The organism is Aeromonas sp. FDAARGOS 1417 (assembly GCF_019046985.1).
GTDB lineage: Bacteria > Pseudomonadota > Gammaproteobacteria > Enterobacterales > Aeromonadaceae > Aeromonas > Aeromonas veronii.
The window spans coordinates 1,589,678-1,603,614 of the sequence record NZ_CP077221.1 but is presented as its reverse complement, the minus strand read 5'-3'; the positions used below and the strand labels follow the sequence as shown (position 1 = coordinate 1,603,614).

Genomic DNA, 13,937 nt, shown 5'->3' with positions numbered 1-13,937 from the left:
TAATATCTAAAAGCAGCCTTTAAAGGCTGCAGCCAGGTACATGAGGTGCGGAAAGAGCAGGCGCGAATGATGGGCGTGTTGGCGCAATGAAAACACCATTGGATATACGATGAATGCTAATTTCCTGGTTGTGCTGCAATATAGCCAAGGCTGTATCTAATTGTTCCTTTTTACGTAATTTAGAGGGGCCTCTTTGCAGTAGTAGAGTTTTACTAATGGCTGGGATTGATAACAAATGATGAGGTTTCGCATACTGAATAATAAAAGTTAGTAAGTTGTCAACTAGCTGAACTGTCAACTCAGTGTAATCTATCGCCTGTTGATATCGGTACGAGTATTCCATGGTCATTTTGATTGCCGCGTCCAGAATAATATCAGAAACAGAGTCTTCATCGAATGAAAATGCATGCATGACCCCTGCTAATCGTAACGCATGCTCAGTTACACGCTGTATAAATTGAGGGGTATCCAGCATAGCATTAGATGAATTATTTGCCAGCATTTTCGATTTCTCATGTTCCAAATAATACAGTGCTACATCATTATCTACTCTTAATGAACGGCGCTCGGAGTATTGTTTTGAAATAAAGCACTGGTAAGCTTCATTTAATATACACTCCACTCGCGTAAGAAACTTGGTGAGATGAGGTGTTTGTTGCGATTCTATTAAAGGATGGTTGGCGCGGTATAACGGACGAGGCAATGCAAATAGACAACGAGCAAAAAAGCCACTCTCTCGAGCAGACTCGCCATGACGACGAACATACTTCGCAAAAAGTGAGGGCTGTAACATGAGGTTCATGCTAAATCGATAATCCTTCACAGCTTGACGTCCGGATGCTACGCGTGTCATTGATATTTCTTTTGCATCCCAGAGGTCGTTATAAAAGCTTGGTGTGGAGAAATTTTTGCTGTTGAGAATTTGTCCTGCCTCATCAGTGCTCAAACAAATATTATTCCATGGTGCGCACAGCTCTTTCATTAATGCAGACTGTGTGATGTCTCTGACCAAGATAACAGGTGAAGATATATGTGATGGGGCTCGCTGATTTAACTTAAAAATATCATCTTCAATTATTTTGGCGGCAGAGCTGTCATCACTGGCATATGCTTTTCTTAGTTTGGCCTTGAGTGCTTTGAGCTTTATCTGATGAATAATTTTTTCGTGTTCATGTTTTTCTTTTGATTGTTGATTGCTTTTTTGCTGTGCTTGTTCAAAGCGTTGAAATGGTGCTGAAAATATATTGTCCACTGTGGTTTTACGTGTGCCTGAATCAGCTACCGTGACGCAATAAAGTGAGAGTGGAATGGGCTTTTCGGTAAGGGGATTATATATGTCGGTGGTTGCTTGCACGGCAATAGCCATGGCATTGAGCATGCTGTTGATGATGATGTCATCATCTGCCTGAGTGAGTTGACGTACCTCGATGACAACGTGTTGCAGTTCCATGGGCAGGAGATTGCACATTAAACTGTTGGGCCGAGGATAGTGATAAGAGGGCGGTGGTTCGCGACGATGCATGCGAGTGACTCCATTTGTTAGTATGCCAAGCTCTCATTCCTGCTACTCATTAGCAAGAAACTGGAGTTGCCATGATGGGGTTGTGTGAAATATGTCAAAACTTACGGCGTAGGACAGTGATATGAGAACGCGCTGGGCTCGATGAATGAGACCTGAGTGAGTTCTTGTAGGGCAAGTGAGCTTACCCGGCGTTATCCATATCACTATCAGGAGTGCAAGACCATGACAAACCATCGACCTGTACGAGTGCTGCGTTTAAAGGACGTGTTGTACAAGCTCAATATTGCTCGTAGTACGCTGTATGACTGGATGAATGAACGCTCTCCTCGTTATTCCCCGACATTCCCCAAACGGGTAAAGATAGGACAACACAGTGTGGGCTGGTTGGAGTCCGAGATTGACGACTGGATATTGTCCCGCTTCGCAGCGACGACCGCATGACGTTGGTGCTGGAATATAACTTCAGAGTAAGGCTTGTATTTACCCCCTAAGGAAACATGGCCTGTTGGTTGCAACAAATGTGTATATCGCTGCAATGAATGACAGGAGGAATTGTCGGTATATGTAATATACCTATCAACCGCAGAAACCTATAAGCAACAGCATACCTATCAACATCAGTATACATATCAACAGAACTCTCTTTGTTACGTACCTACCAACACGTTCTTCTATACCAGCAGCCCAACACGGAAATATCAGCCACACTAAGTGGCTGTACAGCCTACGCAGCATTGCTCAGGCCTGACTCAATGGGTATGTCCGCTAGGGCTACATACCCTCTGTACTGACGTCCTACTGTAATAAATTACATCATCCACTTAATGGATGAGTGGACTTGCACGGCCACTCCTGACTCATCCACAAAATCAACATGTAAATCGGCATGGGGTTAACCATGCCTGCCGAAAAGGAGGCGAGATGAATTCATCGTTGGGCTACCAGCTTAGCCCAGAGGAGCTCCATAACCTGCTTGCTGCAGCTGAGCAGCGTTATGGGAGTGTTTCACCCTATTACTTAACCAAGTTGTCACAGGTCATTACAAACTGCTTGGATATATATCCCCGTGTGTTTGCCGTGCGTGTGGACTTGCGTTTACCACAAACTAATTTGCAGGAGGAGCCTGATATACCACTGTGCTTTCCTCGGCAGGACTCAGCGGTAATTACACGTTTCTTTTGTGCACTTAAAAGCCAATTGGTAGCAGACCACTACCGTAAAGGCAGGCGAGGACCGACAGCCTTTCCTGCATATATCTGGGTGCGCGAGCAGGACTCGAGTGCGAGCCAGCATTACCACGTGGTGCTGCTCTTTAATAAAGACATCTATGCACACTTGGGGACCTACCGTAACGCTGCTACCGACAACATGTCCCTTAGAATACAGCGTGCTTGGTGTAGTGCCCTTGGGCTTGCCCATCCAGACTATGCGTCTTTAGTGCATTTTCCGAAGAACCCTGCGTACGTATTTGACCGCCGTGCTGCGACTGTACATTCCCCAGCGTATCGCGAGTTTTTATTGCGAGCCGCGTATCTAGCTAAGACCAGAACAAAGGTTCCCGGTCAGCGTAATTTTGGTAGTAGTCAGCTTTTTGGAAAGTAAGGAGAGTAAGATGACGGAAATTAACAAGAGTGAAGTAGTAGGAGAAAAGGTACAGCCAGAGTTTGAGCAGTATATCCATATGCCTACTGTATGCGGCGGTTTAGCGCATTATGATCTAAAGCCAGTCCTGACGAAGGATATTCTGCAGCTATTGTGGTGGGAGGCAACTGACCCAGTATCGACGCGTTATGCGTTTAGTTTGGAAATCTATTTCGGTGCCCGGCATTTTAATGATGTTTGCACTGCGACAGAGTGGATGTCCACTTGGTTGGTGTGTGACTCCAAAACTCAAGTTTTATTTAAAGACTTGGAGTGTGTTGTCTGCCGTGTGAGTCGCTCTCACGACATGACGTTGGTGCGCATGGTCTTCTTATTCAGTGACTGTAAGCAAGTGACAAGGCCTGAGTGGTTTGCCTATCGAGTGGCAGAATACTGGCGTGAGTGTATCTTGCGGCGCTTTCGTTTCTGCAAAGAAGTAGAGCGGCTTCCTATGGAGCCAGGTTTGGGGCGTGTGGCGTACCACTGCATCGACCAAGAGGACACTGCCTTAACCGTATTTGAATGGCTAATGAGTGGCCACCGGCTATACGGTGATAACGCTGCACAGGCGGAGTATTTCTGCGGTCGTCACATCAAAAAGCAGGAGGTGGGTTATTTTTAAGTCTTGGTTGCAGGAGGGAGCCTTTGCTCCCTCCTTTATTCACGTTCTTATGTGGGACATCATAAAGCCCTTAACTCTCGTGTAAATCCGGGCTTCGGAGCTTGAAGATGCAACCTTTGGCTACCAACTCGTCCCGGTTTGCCAGCACCTGCGGGTAGAGCAGCGGATGCTGTTCATGATCGCCGTTATAGCTCACTTGCATGCGCTCCAGCGCGTAATGCATCAAAGGGATGCGCTAGTTGAGCAGCAGCTTGCCATCTGGCATGACATAGTCACTGGCAATGATGGCCTGTTGTCCTGCGCTGAGGGTTGGATTGGGTATGACCAACGCAGTGACCTGAGTGTTCCACTCAAGACCCTTATCCCGGCCGTGAGGGGAGGTATCCAGTAGCTCAGGTTCCCCACGAAACCGGCTCATCACAAAATCCAGATACACTCATTTCTTCTCGCAGTAAGCGCGAACGTGCCAGCGGATCCCGTCATAGACCAGGGTATGGGGCACGATATTGCTGCCGCTCTGCTCCTCTGAGCTGAGGGATGCGTAGTCAGCTCCATCTAGAAACTCCTCAACAGTGCCCAGGCGCTCGGCCTGTCCTTGCCCACCGAGCTTGATGATGACCAACTGGCGGCCCTGTTCTATCCGCTGGCCGACACGACCATATCGGCCTGTTATGCCGTGCCGGATTGTGTGCGTCAAGCCCCCGCAGGTGAACGGTTACGTTGATTTTCCGCGCGACACTCGCTGAAGCTGCGATTCAAATTACCCACAGGATCAAATGAGTGAGAGGTGCTATTGGCCCGAGGGGGTTGCTAAGCCATTTGTGAACACGCTCACAAATACCAAAGAGACTCTATCTCAATAATTTCCGCGCTTGCTGACACAACTGTAGTCCGGTGCGCACAGCGGTACGTTCATCAACTCGAACAGTGAGTCGAGTCGTCCCTGAGTGGCCCGCAGAGTGAGGTTGAAAATCCCCTTGAGCATCAGGAAGGTACAGATGGTCTGGTCGGTGTAGAGCTGGCTGCGGCCCCGCCGCCCATGATGGTCGTGGTGAAACCAGTTGTTCATGGCCTCGGTATCAACCCAGAAGGTGAGTGAACCACGGTTAATCAAAGACCTGTTGTATTGAGGCCAGTTGGTGATGGGGTGAAGCGACGAGCCCATTATGCAAACTTGAAAAGGAGGGTGGTGATCAGGTCATCAAGTCCTCAGTAAGTTCCCTTCAAACTGCATCGATTTGGGAAACAACGCCCCTCAGAGTTCAAGCGGGAGAAGTGCATTATCAGTGATGGGCAAGTAAAGGTCATGGTGATGGTTCGGGTGATAAAAATCACCAGGGCGCCCATGGGGCCACCGAAGCCGGCCAAGCTCCCTAAACCACCCAAACCCAAAGTCGTAGTGATTCCTCAGCCTAAAGATGAAGTTGTAGTCAAAAAGCTGAGGAAACTGGTAGCAAATATGCCGCGGTGAGGGACTATTTCCCATTACTCCGAGGTCGGTGCGGACCGATATATTTCGCTTCTGTGACAAGCGAGATACTCGAGTTGTTTAACGTTGAGTATTCCAACATTGAGGGGTAGCTGATTCCCCATTGCCTCAATACTTATTTTTGTCTACGCACTGCAAATAGCCGGGGTCGGTCACGGTTACCCACTCACCACCAAACAGTTTGCCGATGTGAGGGCAGGGCTATAGGCCGTTATCGCCATCAAGTCGCTCGGCATTGTATGGCCATCAATCAGCAAAGCCTTGTTGGTGTCCTATTTCTTTCTCACTCATTTCAGCCACAGTTAAACCTAATCGTAAAAATAGAACAATTTAATCGAATTTAATCGTTTTTTTAGAATGCATGGCTGGCATAGTATTGAGCACGCAGGCAGGGATAAATCTAGAAAAAATAAGGGAAGAAATGAAAATAATGACAAAATTGACAATTGCTCTCATGTCGGGCCTTGCATTGTACGTTCAAGCTGATGTCCTCACCCGCGATAACGGTGCGCCCGTAGGTGATAATCAGCATTCTACTACGGCCGGTGAGAATGGTTCTGTCTTGCTGCAAGATGTGCATCTCATCCAAAAATTGCAGCGCTTTGCCAGGGAGCGGATCCCCGAGCGGGTTGTTCATGCCCGAGGTACTGGCGCCCATGGCGAATTTGAAGTGACCCATGCTATTCCAGAGCTCACTTCTGCAAGCCTATTCTCAGCCGTGAACAAGAAAACCCCTGTTTTCGTTCGCTTCTCCACAGTTATTCATGGCCAACATAGTCCAGAGACCCTCCGGGATCCACGGGGCTTTGCTACCAAGTTTTATACCGACCAGGGCAACTGGGATTTGGTAGGCAATAACCTACCGGTGTTCTTCATCCGTGACGCCATCAAGTTTCCCGATATGGTCCACTCTCTTAAGCCTTCACCGGTCGACAATATTCAAGACCCGAACCGAGTGTTTGACTTCATGAGTCAGGATCCGGCCTCTACTCATATGCTGACCCAGGTTTACTCGGATCTCGGTACCCCAGCCAGCTATCGCAAAATGGATGGCTTCGGCGTGCATGCATACAAGTTCGTCAACGCCAAGGGCGATGTGCATTACGTCAAATTTAACTGGCGCAGCCGGCAGGGGGTGAGCAGTCTGGATCTAGACCAGGTCGCTAAGGTGCAGGGTCAGGATTTCAACCATCTGACCCGGGATCTGTACAGTGCAATCAAGGCCGGCGATTACCCGAAATGGGATCTGGCTATTCAGGTGTTAAAGCCCTCTCAGCTGAACGACTTTAGCTACAACCCGCTGGATGCTACTAAGGTGTGGGAGGGGGTACCTGAGCAGAAGATAGGGACCATGACCCTCAATCGAATGCCTGACAACTTTTTCCAGGAAACCGAACAGTCTGCCTTTGCTCCGGCCAACCTGATATCTGGTATCGAACCTTCCGAAGACCGTCTGCTTCAGGGGCGTCTGTTCGCCTACAGTGACACCCAGTTCTACCGTCTCGGAGCAAACCATCAACAGTTGCCTATCAACCGTCCATTGGTGCCGGTTGTGAGTAACAACCAGGATGGTGCCATGAACATTGGAAATACAATCAGCAACGTGAACTATGAACCGAGCAGCCAGGCACCTAAGACCATGGTGGCAGAGGCGCGTGCAGTAACGACTGCGCTAGAGGGGACAGTTCAGCAAAAGCAGATCGAGAAAACCGATAACTTCAGCCAGGCCGGCAATTTCTATCGTTCTCTCGATGCTAAAGGAAAGACTAATCTCGTGCGCAACTTGGCTGCCGATCTCGGTGCGGTGCGTGACAGTGGAGTGAAGCACAAGATGCTGGCCCACTTTTACAAAGCAGATAGTGAATATGGTATTGCCCTAACTCGTGCCGTTAAGGGGGATGAGCAGCAGGTCAAACTACTCGCGAGCAAACTCTAATTTTGCCCCCGCCAGGCAGGCGGTGGGGGTAACTCGGTAAGTCCTGCAGGGCCCACTTGTTCCTGCCTGCAATCATGAACCGGGCCTTGCAGGCACTATGTTGAAGGAGTGCAGGATGGTACCTAACCGTTTGCTGCTGAGTTTGCTTGTGGTGCTTGTGGGGTTGTCTGAACCGGCCTGGGGTAGCGAGCCGACAGAGGCGGAGCAATTGCAGCCTGTCAGCTTACAAGAATATTTCTTTGCCGCTGCGCGCAGCGGAGAAGTGAGTGTTCTGAATGAATTTGTAAAAGCTGGCTTCCCGATCGATGAGCGCAATGAGCAGAGTTACACCGCACTGATGATTGCCGCTTACCAAGGGCAGTCGGAGGCAGTGAAGTCTCTTCTCGAAAGAGGGGCAGACCCTTGCTTGCGTGACAAACGAGGTCATACCGCATTAATGGGGGCGGTGATCAAGGGTGAATGGCGTATTGCGAAAACCCTATATGCCATTGATTGTGATTGGGATAGTGATAAACGGGCTGATGAGCCTGTTACCGATAAAAGCACGATGACGGCGGCTCAGTTTGCCGAACATTTTGGACAGGGCGAACGGTTTCGCGCTCTGGCAATTGGTGCTGGGAAAGGCAATTACATCGAGGATTAGTTACCCTCGATGTAATAGATCAAGGGGAAGAAAGATGAATACTCGAATGAGTAAGGTGATGCTTGCTGCGGTGTTGGTAGTAAGCGTCAATGCCACTGCAGCTAGTGTGACAGTGAAGGATCTGGCCAGCGGGGCTGTCGTTGGGCAAGTAGAGTTGAGTGAAAGTCCATATGGAGCAGTCTTTACTCCGGCACTGTCCTCTTTGCCTGTAGGTTTGCATGGATTCCATGTGCACGCAAACGGGAGCTGCGACAGCAGTATTAAGGATGGGCAAAGCGTTGCGGGTGGCGCGGCGGGTGGTCACTATGATCCCCAGCAAACAGGGCGCCATGGCGCCCCCTGGCAAGATGATGTCCACAAGGGAGATTTACCACCTCTCTATGTCGATGAGGTCGGTAACGCTGTTCAACCAGTTTTGGCTCCACGCCTGACCCTGGCGGAACTGAGTGGTAAGGCTTTGATGATTCATGCAGGCGGTGACAACCACTCAGATCATCCAGCCCCCCTTGGTGGCGGTGGACCGAGAGTTGTATGCGGTATCATCCCATGAATATAATTTCACGGTGATGGGCGAGGTAAATGACTTGCTTGGGATCAAAATGGCCGACGCTACTCTGTAGGCTCATGCCCCATTGCAGCAGGGTTTGTTCGATGCTGAGATCAGCACACAGTAGGTCGCCGGCGTCAGTGAAGGTAATCCAGCCACGCTCGAATAGTTTGTCTATGTGAGGTGAGAGAAGCAGGGCGTTGCTCCCATACAGGCGTTCTGCATTGTTGTCGCATTTTGACCAGGGCTTGATGTGGCTGGCAATCAGCAGGGCTTTGTCGGTGACTCCGGTAACTCAACAAACTGGCTCGACTTCTCGATGTTTGTACGGAAAAGGTCTTGGCCATGGCGCGATTTTACGAGCTGCAACTTTTCTGTCGTGTCCATGGTCGAGGTCTGGATGCCCGCATCGATTGCACACCTTCCAGTTCGGCCTAGTGCTGCTCGATGTCATCAGCAAAAGATGGGTTCATTCTCTTGGCCAATGAGAGCACCAGGTTGCTGAGTGCTTCGCTTATACTTGCCAGATAGCAACCGTGGTTACCATTACCACTGGCCTGCAAGGGCGAATTATTCGAATGGAGGAGGGGGGAGATCAATTCCAGATGGTCCTTGGGACTAATTGGCTGTTCCAGCAACTCCCAGTCGATAGGTACCTCCCAGCCTGCATCTGACCATGAATCGCCTGCGCTGCCGAATTCAGAGGGCTTGGATTTGTCTTTGCTAGGTGCCGTAACCAGACCAACGTCCTTGATAAACCCATCGGCGTAAGAGATCACAATATCTCTGCGCAGGCTCAGCGTGAGGTTGATGATATAGGTCTGGTTCTGCGAGCCGTTTATGTTGGTCTTAGGCGACCAGAAAACCGATACGTCGTCTCATCGAGCGACGGTGATACCCCGATATCTTCATCCAGTACGTCAGTCCTTCCTTATGTTTCACTATCACAACCTTATTTCTCGGATGTTCCGTTTCCCATAGCCCCAAGGCTGGATATTGGTTGATGCGCTACCAACAGAAAGCTTGTATAGCGGCCATAGGTATCATTCGCATAAGAGGAAGGTTCGCTACTACCACTGTTGCTGTAGAGCCACTCACTCGTAGTTAATTACCCACTAGCACTGCGGGATTATGATCCTCTTCAAATTCACTGTATTGCTTTGAGCCATCGTCCAGGGCTCATTCCAAATTCCCGCTCGAACGCCCGACTGAACGCGACACTACCACTGTATCCTGCCCCCAGCGCAACCTGAGTAATTGATTCCCCAGCCAACAATTGTTGGCAGGCTAACAGCATCCGCCATTGGGTCAGGTAACCCAGAGGCGACAATCCAGTCTGTGACTGAAAGTGTGCGGCAAAGCGGGCTCGGGACATTCCGGCTTCCTGTGCCAATGTTGCAACAGTCCACCCTTCTTCTGAGCGTAAATGCATAGCTGCAATCGCACGTGCCAGCCGTTGGTCTGATAAACCGGCCAACATCCCCCTTTGGCAGAGCCCCTTCTCCACCATATGGCGCAACAGCAAGATCAATAAGCTTTCCAACAGCCTTGTTATGAGGGGTTCTTGGCCATAGTGATGAGCAAATGCTTCGTCGAACAACATGTTCAGTAGTGGTGCCAGTGTTGGCATGTCATTCAGTGGCAGAACTAACACATCAGGAAGCGCAAGTTGTAAGGGGGATGTGCTTCCCTGGCCAAAAGATACAGAGGCACACACGAGGTCACATCCCCCCAGTTGGCGGGGTTCCATACGGTGGGGAAGCCCGCTCGGAAAGAGGAGCAGTGTTTGTTCTGTGAGTAAGTGCGGCTCCGCACCCTCGTGATACAGAGTGAGCTCACCGCTTCGCAGCAAATGAAGATGGCCACCCGCCGGATAGTCTTGGCTATTGGAGTTCTGGCACAGGTTGCCAGCGAAAAACAGTTGGGCGCGTGGGGTGGTATGCGCCAGAAGAACAGAAAGAGGATCCATATTTGAGACGAATAGTAAGTTTTTAGAGACTATGGGTAATAAACCATATCACGATGCGCGGCAAACTACCTCTGCACCTCAATGAACCCACAGGAGCACTACCATGAGCCGCATTCAACCCGTAACCCAACCTTCACCGCCCGTTGCTCCCAGTTTTTCCGCCATGCAGCGTAACCTGGGTATGGTCCCCAACCTTTATGCCACACTGGCCCATTCACCAGCCCTGTTCAACGGCTTCTTGGCATTCGCTGACGCACTGAGCAAAGGGCGATTGACCGCACGCCAACGTGAACTGCTGGCTCTCGCGATAGGCCAAGCCAACAAATGCCAATACTGCTTATCCGCACATACCCTGTTGGCCGACAAAATGGGCTTCACGCCTGAAGACATTAAAGAGGCCCGCCAAGGTAACGCGTCAGATCCTGTCGATCATGCCTTACTGCAACTAGCCATCTTGCTGGTCACCCAACGGGGGGTTGTCAGTGATGAGCAACTACATAATGCCTACAACGCCGGGCTGGATGACGAGTTAGTGCTGGAGGTGCTTGGTCAGGTAGTAGTCAACACCATGACTAACTACGGCAATCACCTTGCCGGCACCGAGATCGACTTCCCGATCGTCGCCCTGACCCTCTAAGGAGTCTGTATGCAGCGATACGATAAAGGCTTTCTGGTTGCCCTTGGTGGCGTAGTACTGACCCTGCTCTGGATTGGCGTGTTCAAATTTACGCCAACCGAAGCAGCAGCCATTCGTCCTCTGGTGGCAAGCCATCCTCTGATGAACTGGCTCTATAGCCTTCTTTCAGAGCAAGGGGTATCCAACCTGATCGGCTTGGTTGAGATAGTTATCGCCACAGGGTTGGTGATAGGGCTCTGGCAGCCACGCATCGGCTATTGGAGTAGCTGGGGGGCTGTAGTCACCTTCGTGGCGACCCTGAGCTTCCTGTTGACCTTACCGGGTGTTTGGAAACTGGTTGATGGCGTCCCCGTTACTGAGTTTTTCATCCTTAAGGATATCGTGTTCCTGGGTGTGAGTTGGTACTACTTGAATCAATGCCGAGCATTGCTCACTACTCAATAGTACTGATGCCTTTGCGCCCTCCCGGGCGCATTTTTTTAGCGACTTACTCCAGAAAATAATTTTTATTCTTTGAAAGTTAATACTCGTCAGTCGGGTCTACTTAGAAGTGAGTCGTAACATCTAGAAGTGAGGGTAGAAGATGAAGAGAACTATACGCACAATTTTTATGACGTTTGTTTTTGGTCTTTTTTTTAGTACTGCTAATGCAATGGATAACGCACAAAGCATGGACTTTACTGAGCAAGCTTGGAAAGAGGCTCAACGTCAAAATCAAGTGACATTATTGGTGGTACATGCTGACTGGTGCCCAACATGCAAAGCTCAGCACAAAGTCCTTAGCTCATACTTTAAGGACAACCCCAATAGTAAAATAAATCAGCTCATTATCAATTTCGATACACAGAAAAATTGGGTCACCTATTTCAAGGCGCCTCGCCAATCAACCCTGATGCTTTATAAAGGGGATAAACAGATATGGTTTAGCGTGGCGGAAACCCGTGAAGATAAAATTTTCAAAGTTCTGAAAGATGCTGAGAGTGCCATGTAATGGATATGTCATCCATTCCTCTGGCATTTATGGCCGGGATCCTCAGCCTGCTATCGCCTTGTGTCTTACCCATGATACCCGCAGTGGCTAGCTCTGCCATGCAGGCCTCACGCACGGGTCTCATTTTGCTGGCAGTGGGGATCAGCGTTACCTTCGCCGTTGCCGGTAGCCTGATCACCTTTATTCTGCTTAGCTTGGGGATTTCACCAGACATATTGAGGTACTTCTCGGCGAGCTTGATGTTGTTGATGGGCACAGTGTTGCTAACGCCAGCACTGAACGACCGCATGTCTTACTGGCTCTCCCTGCTTGTAAGCAGGATGCCAGGGGGAAATGTGCAAGGATCTGGAGCTGCCTTTCAACTCGTTGTAGGTATGTCGCTTGGACTGGTGTGGTTGCCTTGCGTTGGGCCAACCCTTGGTACAGCCATAGCCTTGGCATCTTCCGGACAGAATATGGTGATGGCTTTCTTTGTCATGCTGTCCTTTGGACTTGGTTGCGCACTCCCTCTGGTGGGGATCGGTTATGCCTCTGGTGTGCAGCTCAAAAAAATAGGTAATAGTGCAAGATATGGAAAATATATTCTGGCTATCGCTCTGATTTTGTTGAGCACAATGATATTCACCGGATTCGATAAAATATTAGAGATTTGGGCGATAAATTGGTTGCCTGATTGGGTTACATCCATATAAACACGGAGTATACATATGAAAAAAATCATTCTTGCAGGTCTCGCTAGCATGCTGCTACTCAATACTGCTCAAGCCAGTACGATGGCATCAGATATGGTAATGAAAGATCCAGCGAATGTTATAGTTAGCTACAATCCAGGGTCGCTCTTCTTGAATTTTAAAGATGACAACTTCATAAAGGGACAAGTAATTGTCAAGAATAGCAATGGTGAAGTTATTTCCACCGACATGCTTACTATGAAGAAGAGCATGATCAAGATCCCACGTCATCAAAGTGGTGAAATCAACATCCAGTTTGGCGAACATGATATTAGTTATCGTATTCCAATCGCCATTGGTAGTGGCCGTAATGGCTAGCATCAATGATGCTAGCCACCTAAACCGCAGTCTGTTAATAAGGAGCATTCGATGAAAAGTATAATAAAACTAATTCCATTGTTGATGTTGCCATTAACAACTCAGGCTAAAGCAGATGAATTGATCCAGTTAGAGACCAGAACTGGTGTAACTCAGCCAGTTTTACTGTGGGAGGCGAAAAGTCAGGAGCCTGAATTCCTTATCGTCTTTTTCCCCTCATCTAACGGTAATATCGGATTGAAGATGAAAGATGGGAAAGCTGAAGCTGAGAAATTTTACCTTTTAGAAAAACAGCGTGAGCTTTTCACTTCTCCCCGATTTGCAGTAGCGGTTATCGACACACCTTCAGACCGCAAAGGCCTTGGTGAGTCATTTCGACAGTCTGAAGAACATTTCACTGATATGAGAAAAGTTCTTTCAGAGTTGAAGCAACGGTATCCAAAGTCGAAGGTTGTGCTGATGGGTCATAGCCGTGGTTCGGTTTCGGCAGGTTATGTGTCGCGTGCTTTGGCAAGTGAAGTTGATGCCACAGTCTTGCTCAGTGCTCGCTATAAGGTTGCGGCAAAACCTGCGGATGCTCCTCAGGAAGCGCCCGGTGGCACAGGGCTTTCAGCAATTGACTTTAGCCAACTTGGTAAACCTACCTTACTTGTTCATCACACCAATGATGCCTGTTCATCAACTCTTTATGCTGATGCTGCAGAAAAGGCTCAATACACGCCACTGGTGAAAATTGATGGCCCTGTAGATAAGGCACCGATGAATCCGGGTGAATTTGCGTTATGCGCTCCAGGTACCAATCATTGGTTTGCTGGCCAAGAGACCCTTGTAGGGGAAAAAGTAATTGAATGGCTAACCAAAACGTAAACTAATGATGTGGTTTAGCAAGAA

General features: G+C 49.1%; 19 protein-coding genes and 2 pseudogenes. 12 read left to right on the top strand and 9 right to left on the bottom strand.

Features of this window, described 5'->3' with window-relative positions; all coding sequences use genetic code 11:
* Window positions 1-19: 19 nt before the first annotated feature.
* Window positions 20-1,522 (bottom strand): DUF3987 domain-containing protein, encoded by a 1,503-nt coding sequence (locus tag I6L47_RS07030; protein ID WP_216948967.1) that lies wholly within the window; start codon window positions 1,520-1,522, stop codon window positions 20-22.
* A 222-nt stretch (window positions 1,523-1,744) separates the two neighbouring features.
* Between I6L47_RS07030 and I6L47_RS07025 the strand changes: the two genes are divergently transcribed.
* From I6L47_RS07025 to I6L47_RS07015, 3 genes are all read left to right on the top strand, one after another.
* Window positions 1,745-1,963, top strand: a complete 219-nt coding sequence (locus tag I6L47_RS07025; protein ID WP_179902194.1) for an AlpA family transcriptional regulator — start codon at window positions 1,745-1,747, stop codon at window positions 1,961-1,963.
* Window positions 1,964-2,443: 480 nt separating this feature from the next.
* Window positions 2,444-3,124, top strand: coding sequence for an inovirus Gp2 family protein (locus I6L47_RS07020; protein ID WP_181270217.1), 681 nt, complete (start codon window positions 2,444-2,446; stop codon window positions 3,122-3,124).
* A 10-nt stretch (window positions 3,125-3,134) separates the two neighbouring features.
* Window positions 3,135-3,785, top strand: coding sequence for a hypothetical protein (locus I6L47_RS07015; RefSeq protein WP_216948966.1), 651 nt, complete (start codon window positions 3,135-3,137; stop codon window positions 3,783-3,785).
* A 70-nt stretch (window positions 3,786-3,855) separates the two neighbouring features.
* Here the strand turns inward: I6L47_RS07015 and I6L47_RS22595 are convergent, their stop codons facing one another.
* The 4 genes and pseudogenes from I6L47_RS22595 to I6L47_RS07005 all read right to left on the bottom strand — a co-directional run.
* Complete coding sequence (locus I6L47_RS22595; RefSeq protein WP_265324541.1) at window positions 3,856-3,987, bottom strand: hypothetical protein; 132 nt, start codon at window positions 3,985-3,987, stop codon at window positions 3,856-3,858.
* A gap of 33 nt (window positions 3,988-4,020) precedes the next feature.
* A complete protein-coding gene (locus I6L47_RS22490; protein WP_235674993.1) occupies window positions 4,021-4,203 on the bottom strand; it encodes a hypothetical protein in 183 nt (60 codons plus the stop codon).
* An 18-nt stretch (window positions 4,204-4,221) separates the two neighbouring features.
* A complete protein-coding gene (locus I6L47_RS22485; protein WP_254204877.1) occupies window positions 4,222-4,407 on the bottom strand; it encodes a hypothetical protein in 186 nt (61 codons plus the stop codon).
* Between the two features lie 246 nt (window positions 4,408-4,653).
* A pseudogene (locus I6L47_RS07005) lies at window positions 4,654-4,950 on the bottom strand (transposase); the annotation flags it as partial.
* Between the two features lie 685 nt (window positions 4,951-5,635).
* Here I6L47_RS07005 and I6L47_RS07000 point away from each other — a divergent pair.
* The 3 genes from I6L47_RS07000 to sodC all read left to right on the top strand — a co-directional run bounded on the left by I6L47_RS07000 (window position 5,636) and on the right by sodC (window position 8,403).
* Window positions 5,636-7,210, top strand: coding sequence for a catalase (locus tag I6L47_RS07000; protein ID WP_302056620.1), 1,575 nt, complete (start codon window positions 5,636-5,638; stop codon window positions 7,208-7,210).
* A 115-nt stretch (window positions 7,211-7,325) separates the two neighbouring features.
* The gene (locus I6L47_RS06995) at window positions 7,326-7,853 is read left to right on the top strand and encodes an ankyrin repeat domain-containing protein (protein WP_216948965.1); all 528 of its coding nucleotides are present in this window, start codon (window positions 7,326-7,328) and stop codon (window positions 7,851-7,853) included.
* A gap of 34 nt (window positions 7,854-7,887) precedes the next feature.
* Entirely contained in the window at window positions 7,888-8,403 is a 516-nt protein-coding gene (gene sodC, locus I6L47_RS06990; protein WP_179902188.1) for a superoxide dismutase family protein, read from the top strand.
* On the opposite strand, the gene I6L47_RS22645 is transcribed toward sodC, so the two are convergent.
* From I6L47_RS22645 to I6L47_RS06970, 4 genes and pseudogenes are all read right to left on the bottom strand, one after another.
* Window positions 8,393-8,653, bottom strand: coding sequence for an HNH endonuclease (locus I6L47_RS22645; RefSeq protein ID WP_367949203.1), 261 nt, complete (start codon window positions 8,651-8,653; stop codon window positions 8,393-8,395). The two genes, sodC and I6L47_RS22645, sit on opposite strands and share 11 nt — an antisense overlap.
* A 181-nt stretch (window positions 8,654-8,834) precedes the next feature.
* Window positions 8,835-9,179, bottom strand: coding sequence for a hypothetical protein (locus I6L47_RS06980; protein ID WP_216948964.1), 345 nt, complete (start codon window positions 9,177-9,179; stop codon window positions 8,835-8,837).
* Between the two features lie 103 nt (window positions 9,180-9,282).
* A pseudogene (locus I6L47_RS06975) lies at window positions 9,283-9,384 on the bottom strand (IS5/IS1182 family transposase); the annotation flags it as partial.
* Window positions 9,385-9,547: 163 nt separating this feature from the next.
* On the bottom strand, window positions 9,548-10,369 hold the full coding sequence (locus I6L47_RS06970) for an AraC family transcriptional regulator (RefSeq protein ID WP_216948963.1): 822 nt from the start codon (window positions 10,367-10,369) through the stop codon (window positions 9,548-9,550).
* Window positions 10,370-10,472: 103 nt separating this feature from the next.
* Here I6L47_RS06970 and I6L47_RS06965 point away from each other — a divergent pair, with 103 nt between their 5' ends.
* The 6 genes from I6L47_RS06965 (at window position 10,473) to I6L47_RS06940 (ending at window position 13,913) form a co-directional block, all read left to right on the top strand.
* Window positions 10,473-11,006, top strand: a complete 534-nt coding sequence (locus I6L47_RS06965) for a carboxymuconolactone decarboxylase family protein (protein WP_115523136.1) — start codon at window positions 10,473-10,475, stop codon at window positions 11,004-11,006.
* Window positions 11,007-11,015: 9 nt separating this feature from the next.
* Window positions 11,016-11,450, top strand: coding sequence for a DUF417 family protein (locus I6L47_RS06960; protein ID WP_045790060.1), 435 nt, complete (start codon window positions 11,016-11,018; stop codon window positions 11,448-11,450).
* A gap of 139 nt (window positions 11,451-11,589) precedes the next feature.
* A complete protein-coding gene (locus I6L47_RS06955) occupies window positions 11,590-11,997 on the top strand; it encodes a thioredoxin family protein (protein WP_201944848.1) in 408 nt (135 codons plus the stop codon).
* Window positions 11,997-12,689 carry a cytochrome c biogenesis CcdA family protein gene (locus tag I6L47_RS06950; RefSeq protein WP_115523135.1) on the top strand — a complete coding sequence of 231 codons (693 nt, stop codon included), beginning with the start codon at window positions 11,997-11,999 and terminating at the stop codon, window positions 12,687-12,689. Before I6L47_RS06955 ends, I6L47_RS06950 begins: the two co-directional genes overlap by 1 nt.
* A gap of 15 nt (window positions 12,690-12,704) precedes the next feature.
* Entirely contained in the window at window positions 12,705-13,046 is a 342-nt protein-coding gene (locus I6L47_RS06945) for a hypothetical protein (RefSeq protein ID WP_043123546.1), read from the top strand.
* 51 nt (window positions 13,047-13,097) lie between these two features.
* The gene (locus I6L47_RS06940) at window positions 13,098-13,913 is read left to right on the top strand and encodes an alpha/beta hydrolase (protein WP_120414201.1); all 816 of its coding nucleotides are present in this window, start codon (window positions 13,098-13,100) and stop codon (window positions 13,911-13,913) included.
* Window positions 13,914-13,937 lie beyond the last annotated feature (24 nt).

What these genes read in the sequence shown, in the direction of transcription:
- I6L47_RS07030 (WP_216948967.1), bottom strand. Translation starts at nt 1,522, where the DNA reads ATGCATCGTCGCGAACCACCGCCCTCTTATCACTATCCTCGGCCCAAC.
- I6L47_RS07025 (WP_179902194.1), top strand. Translation starts at nt 1,745, where the DNA reads ATGACAAACCATCGACCTGTACGAGTGCTGCGTTTAAAGGACGTGTTG.
- I6L47_RS07020 (WP_181270217.1), top strand. Translation starts at nt 2,444, where the DNA reads ATGAATTCATCGTTGGGCTACCAGCTTAGCCCAGAGGAGCTCCATAAC.
- I6L47_RS07015 (WP_216948966.1), top strand. Translation starts at nt 3,135, where the DNA reads ATGACGGAAATTAACAAGAGTGAAGTAGTAGGAGAAAAGGTACAGCCA.
- I6L47_RS22595 (WP_265324541.1), bottom strand. Translation starts at nt 3,987, where the DNA reads ATGCAAGTGAGCTATAACGGCGATCATGAACAGCATCCGCTGCTCTAC.
- I6L47_RS22490 (WP_235674993.1), bottom strand. Translation starts at nt 4,203, where the DNA reads ATGAGCCGGTTTCGTGGGGAACCTGAGCTACTGGATACCTCCCCTCAC.
- I6L47_RS07000 (WP_302056620.1), top strand. Translation starts at nt 5,636, where the DNA reads ATGGCTGGCATAGTATTGAGCACGCAGGCAGGGATAAATCTAGAAAAA.
- I6L47_RS06995 (WP_216948965.1), top strand. Translation starts at nt 7,326, where the DNA reads ATGGTACCTAACCGTTTGCTGCTGAGTTTGCTTGTGGTGCTTGTGGGG.
- sodC (WP_179902188.1), top strand. Translation starts at nt 7,888, where the DNA reads ATGAATACTCGAATGAGTAAGGTGATGCTTGCTGCGGTGTTGGTAGTA.
- I6L47_RS06970 (WP_216948963.1), bottom strand. Translation starts at nt 10,369, where the DNA reads ATGGATCCTCTTTCTGTTCTTCTGGCGCATACCACCCCACGCGCCCAA.
- I6L47_RS06965 (WP_115523136.1), top strand. Translation starts at nt 10,473, where the DNA reads ATGAGCCGCATTCAACCCGTAACCCAACCTTCACCGCCCGTTGCTCCC.
- I6L47_RS06960 (WP_045790060.1), top strand. Translation starts at nt 11,016, where the DNA reads ATGCAGCGATACGATAAAGGCTTTCTGGTTGCCCTTGGTGGCGTAGTA.
- I6L47_RS06955 (WP_201944848.1), top strand. Translation starts at nt 11,590, where the DNA reads ATGAAGAGAACTATACGCACAATTTTTATGACGTTTGTTTTTGGTCTT.
- I6L47_RS06950 (WP_115523135.1), top strand. Translation starts at nt 11,997, where the DNA reads ATGGATATGTCATCCATTCCTCTGGCATTTATGGCCGGGATCCTCAGC.
- I6L47_RS06945 (WP_043123546.1), top strand. Translation starts at nt 12,705, where the DNA reads ATGAAAAAAATCATTCTTGCAGGTCTCGCTAGCATGCTGCTACTCAAT.
- I6L47_RS06940 (WP_120414201.1), top strand. Translation starts at nt 13,098, where the DNA reads ATGAAAAGTATAATAAAACTAATTCCATTGTTGATGTTGCCATTAACA.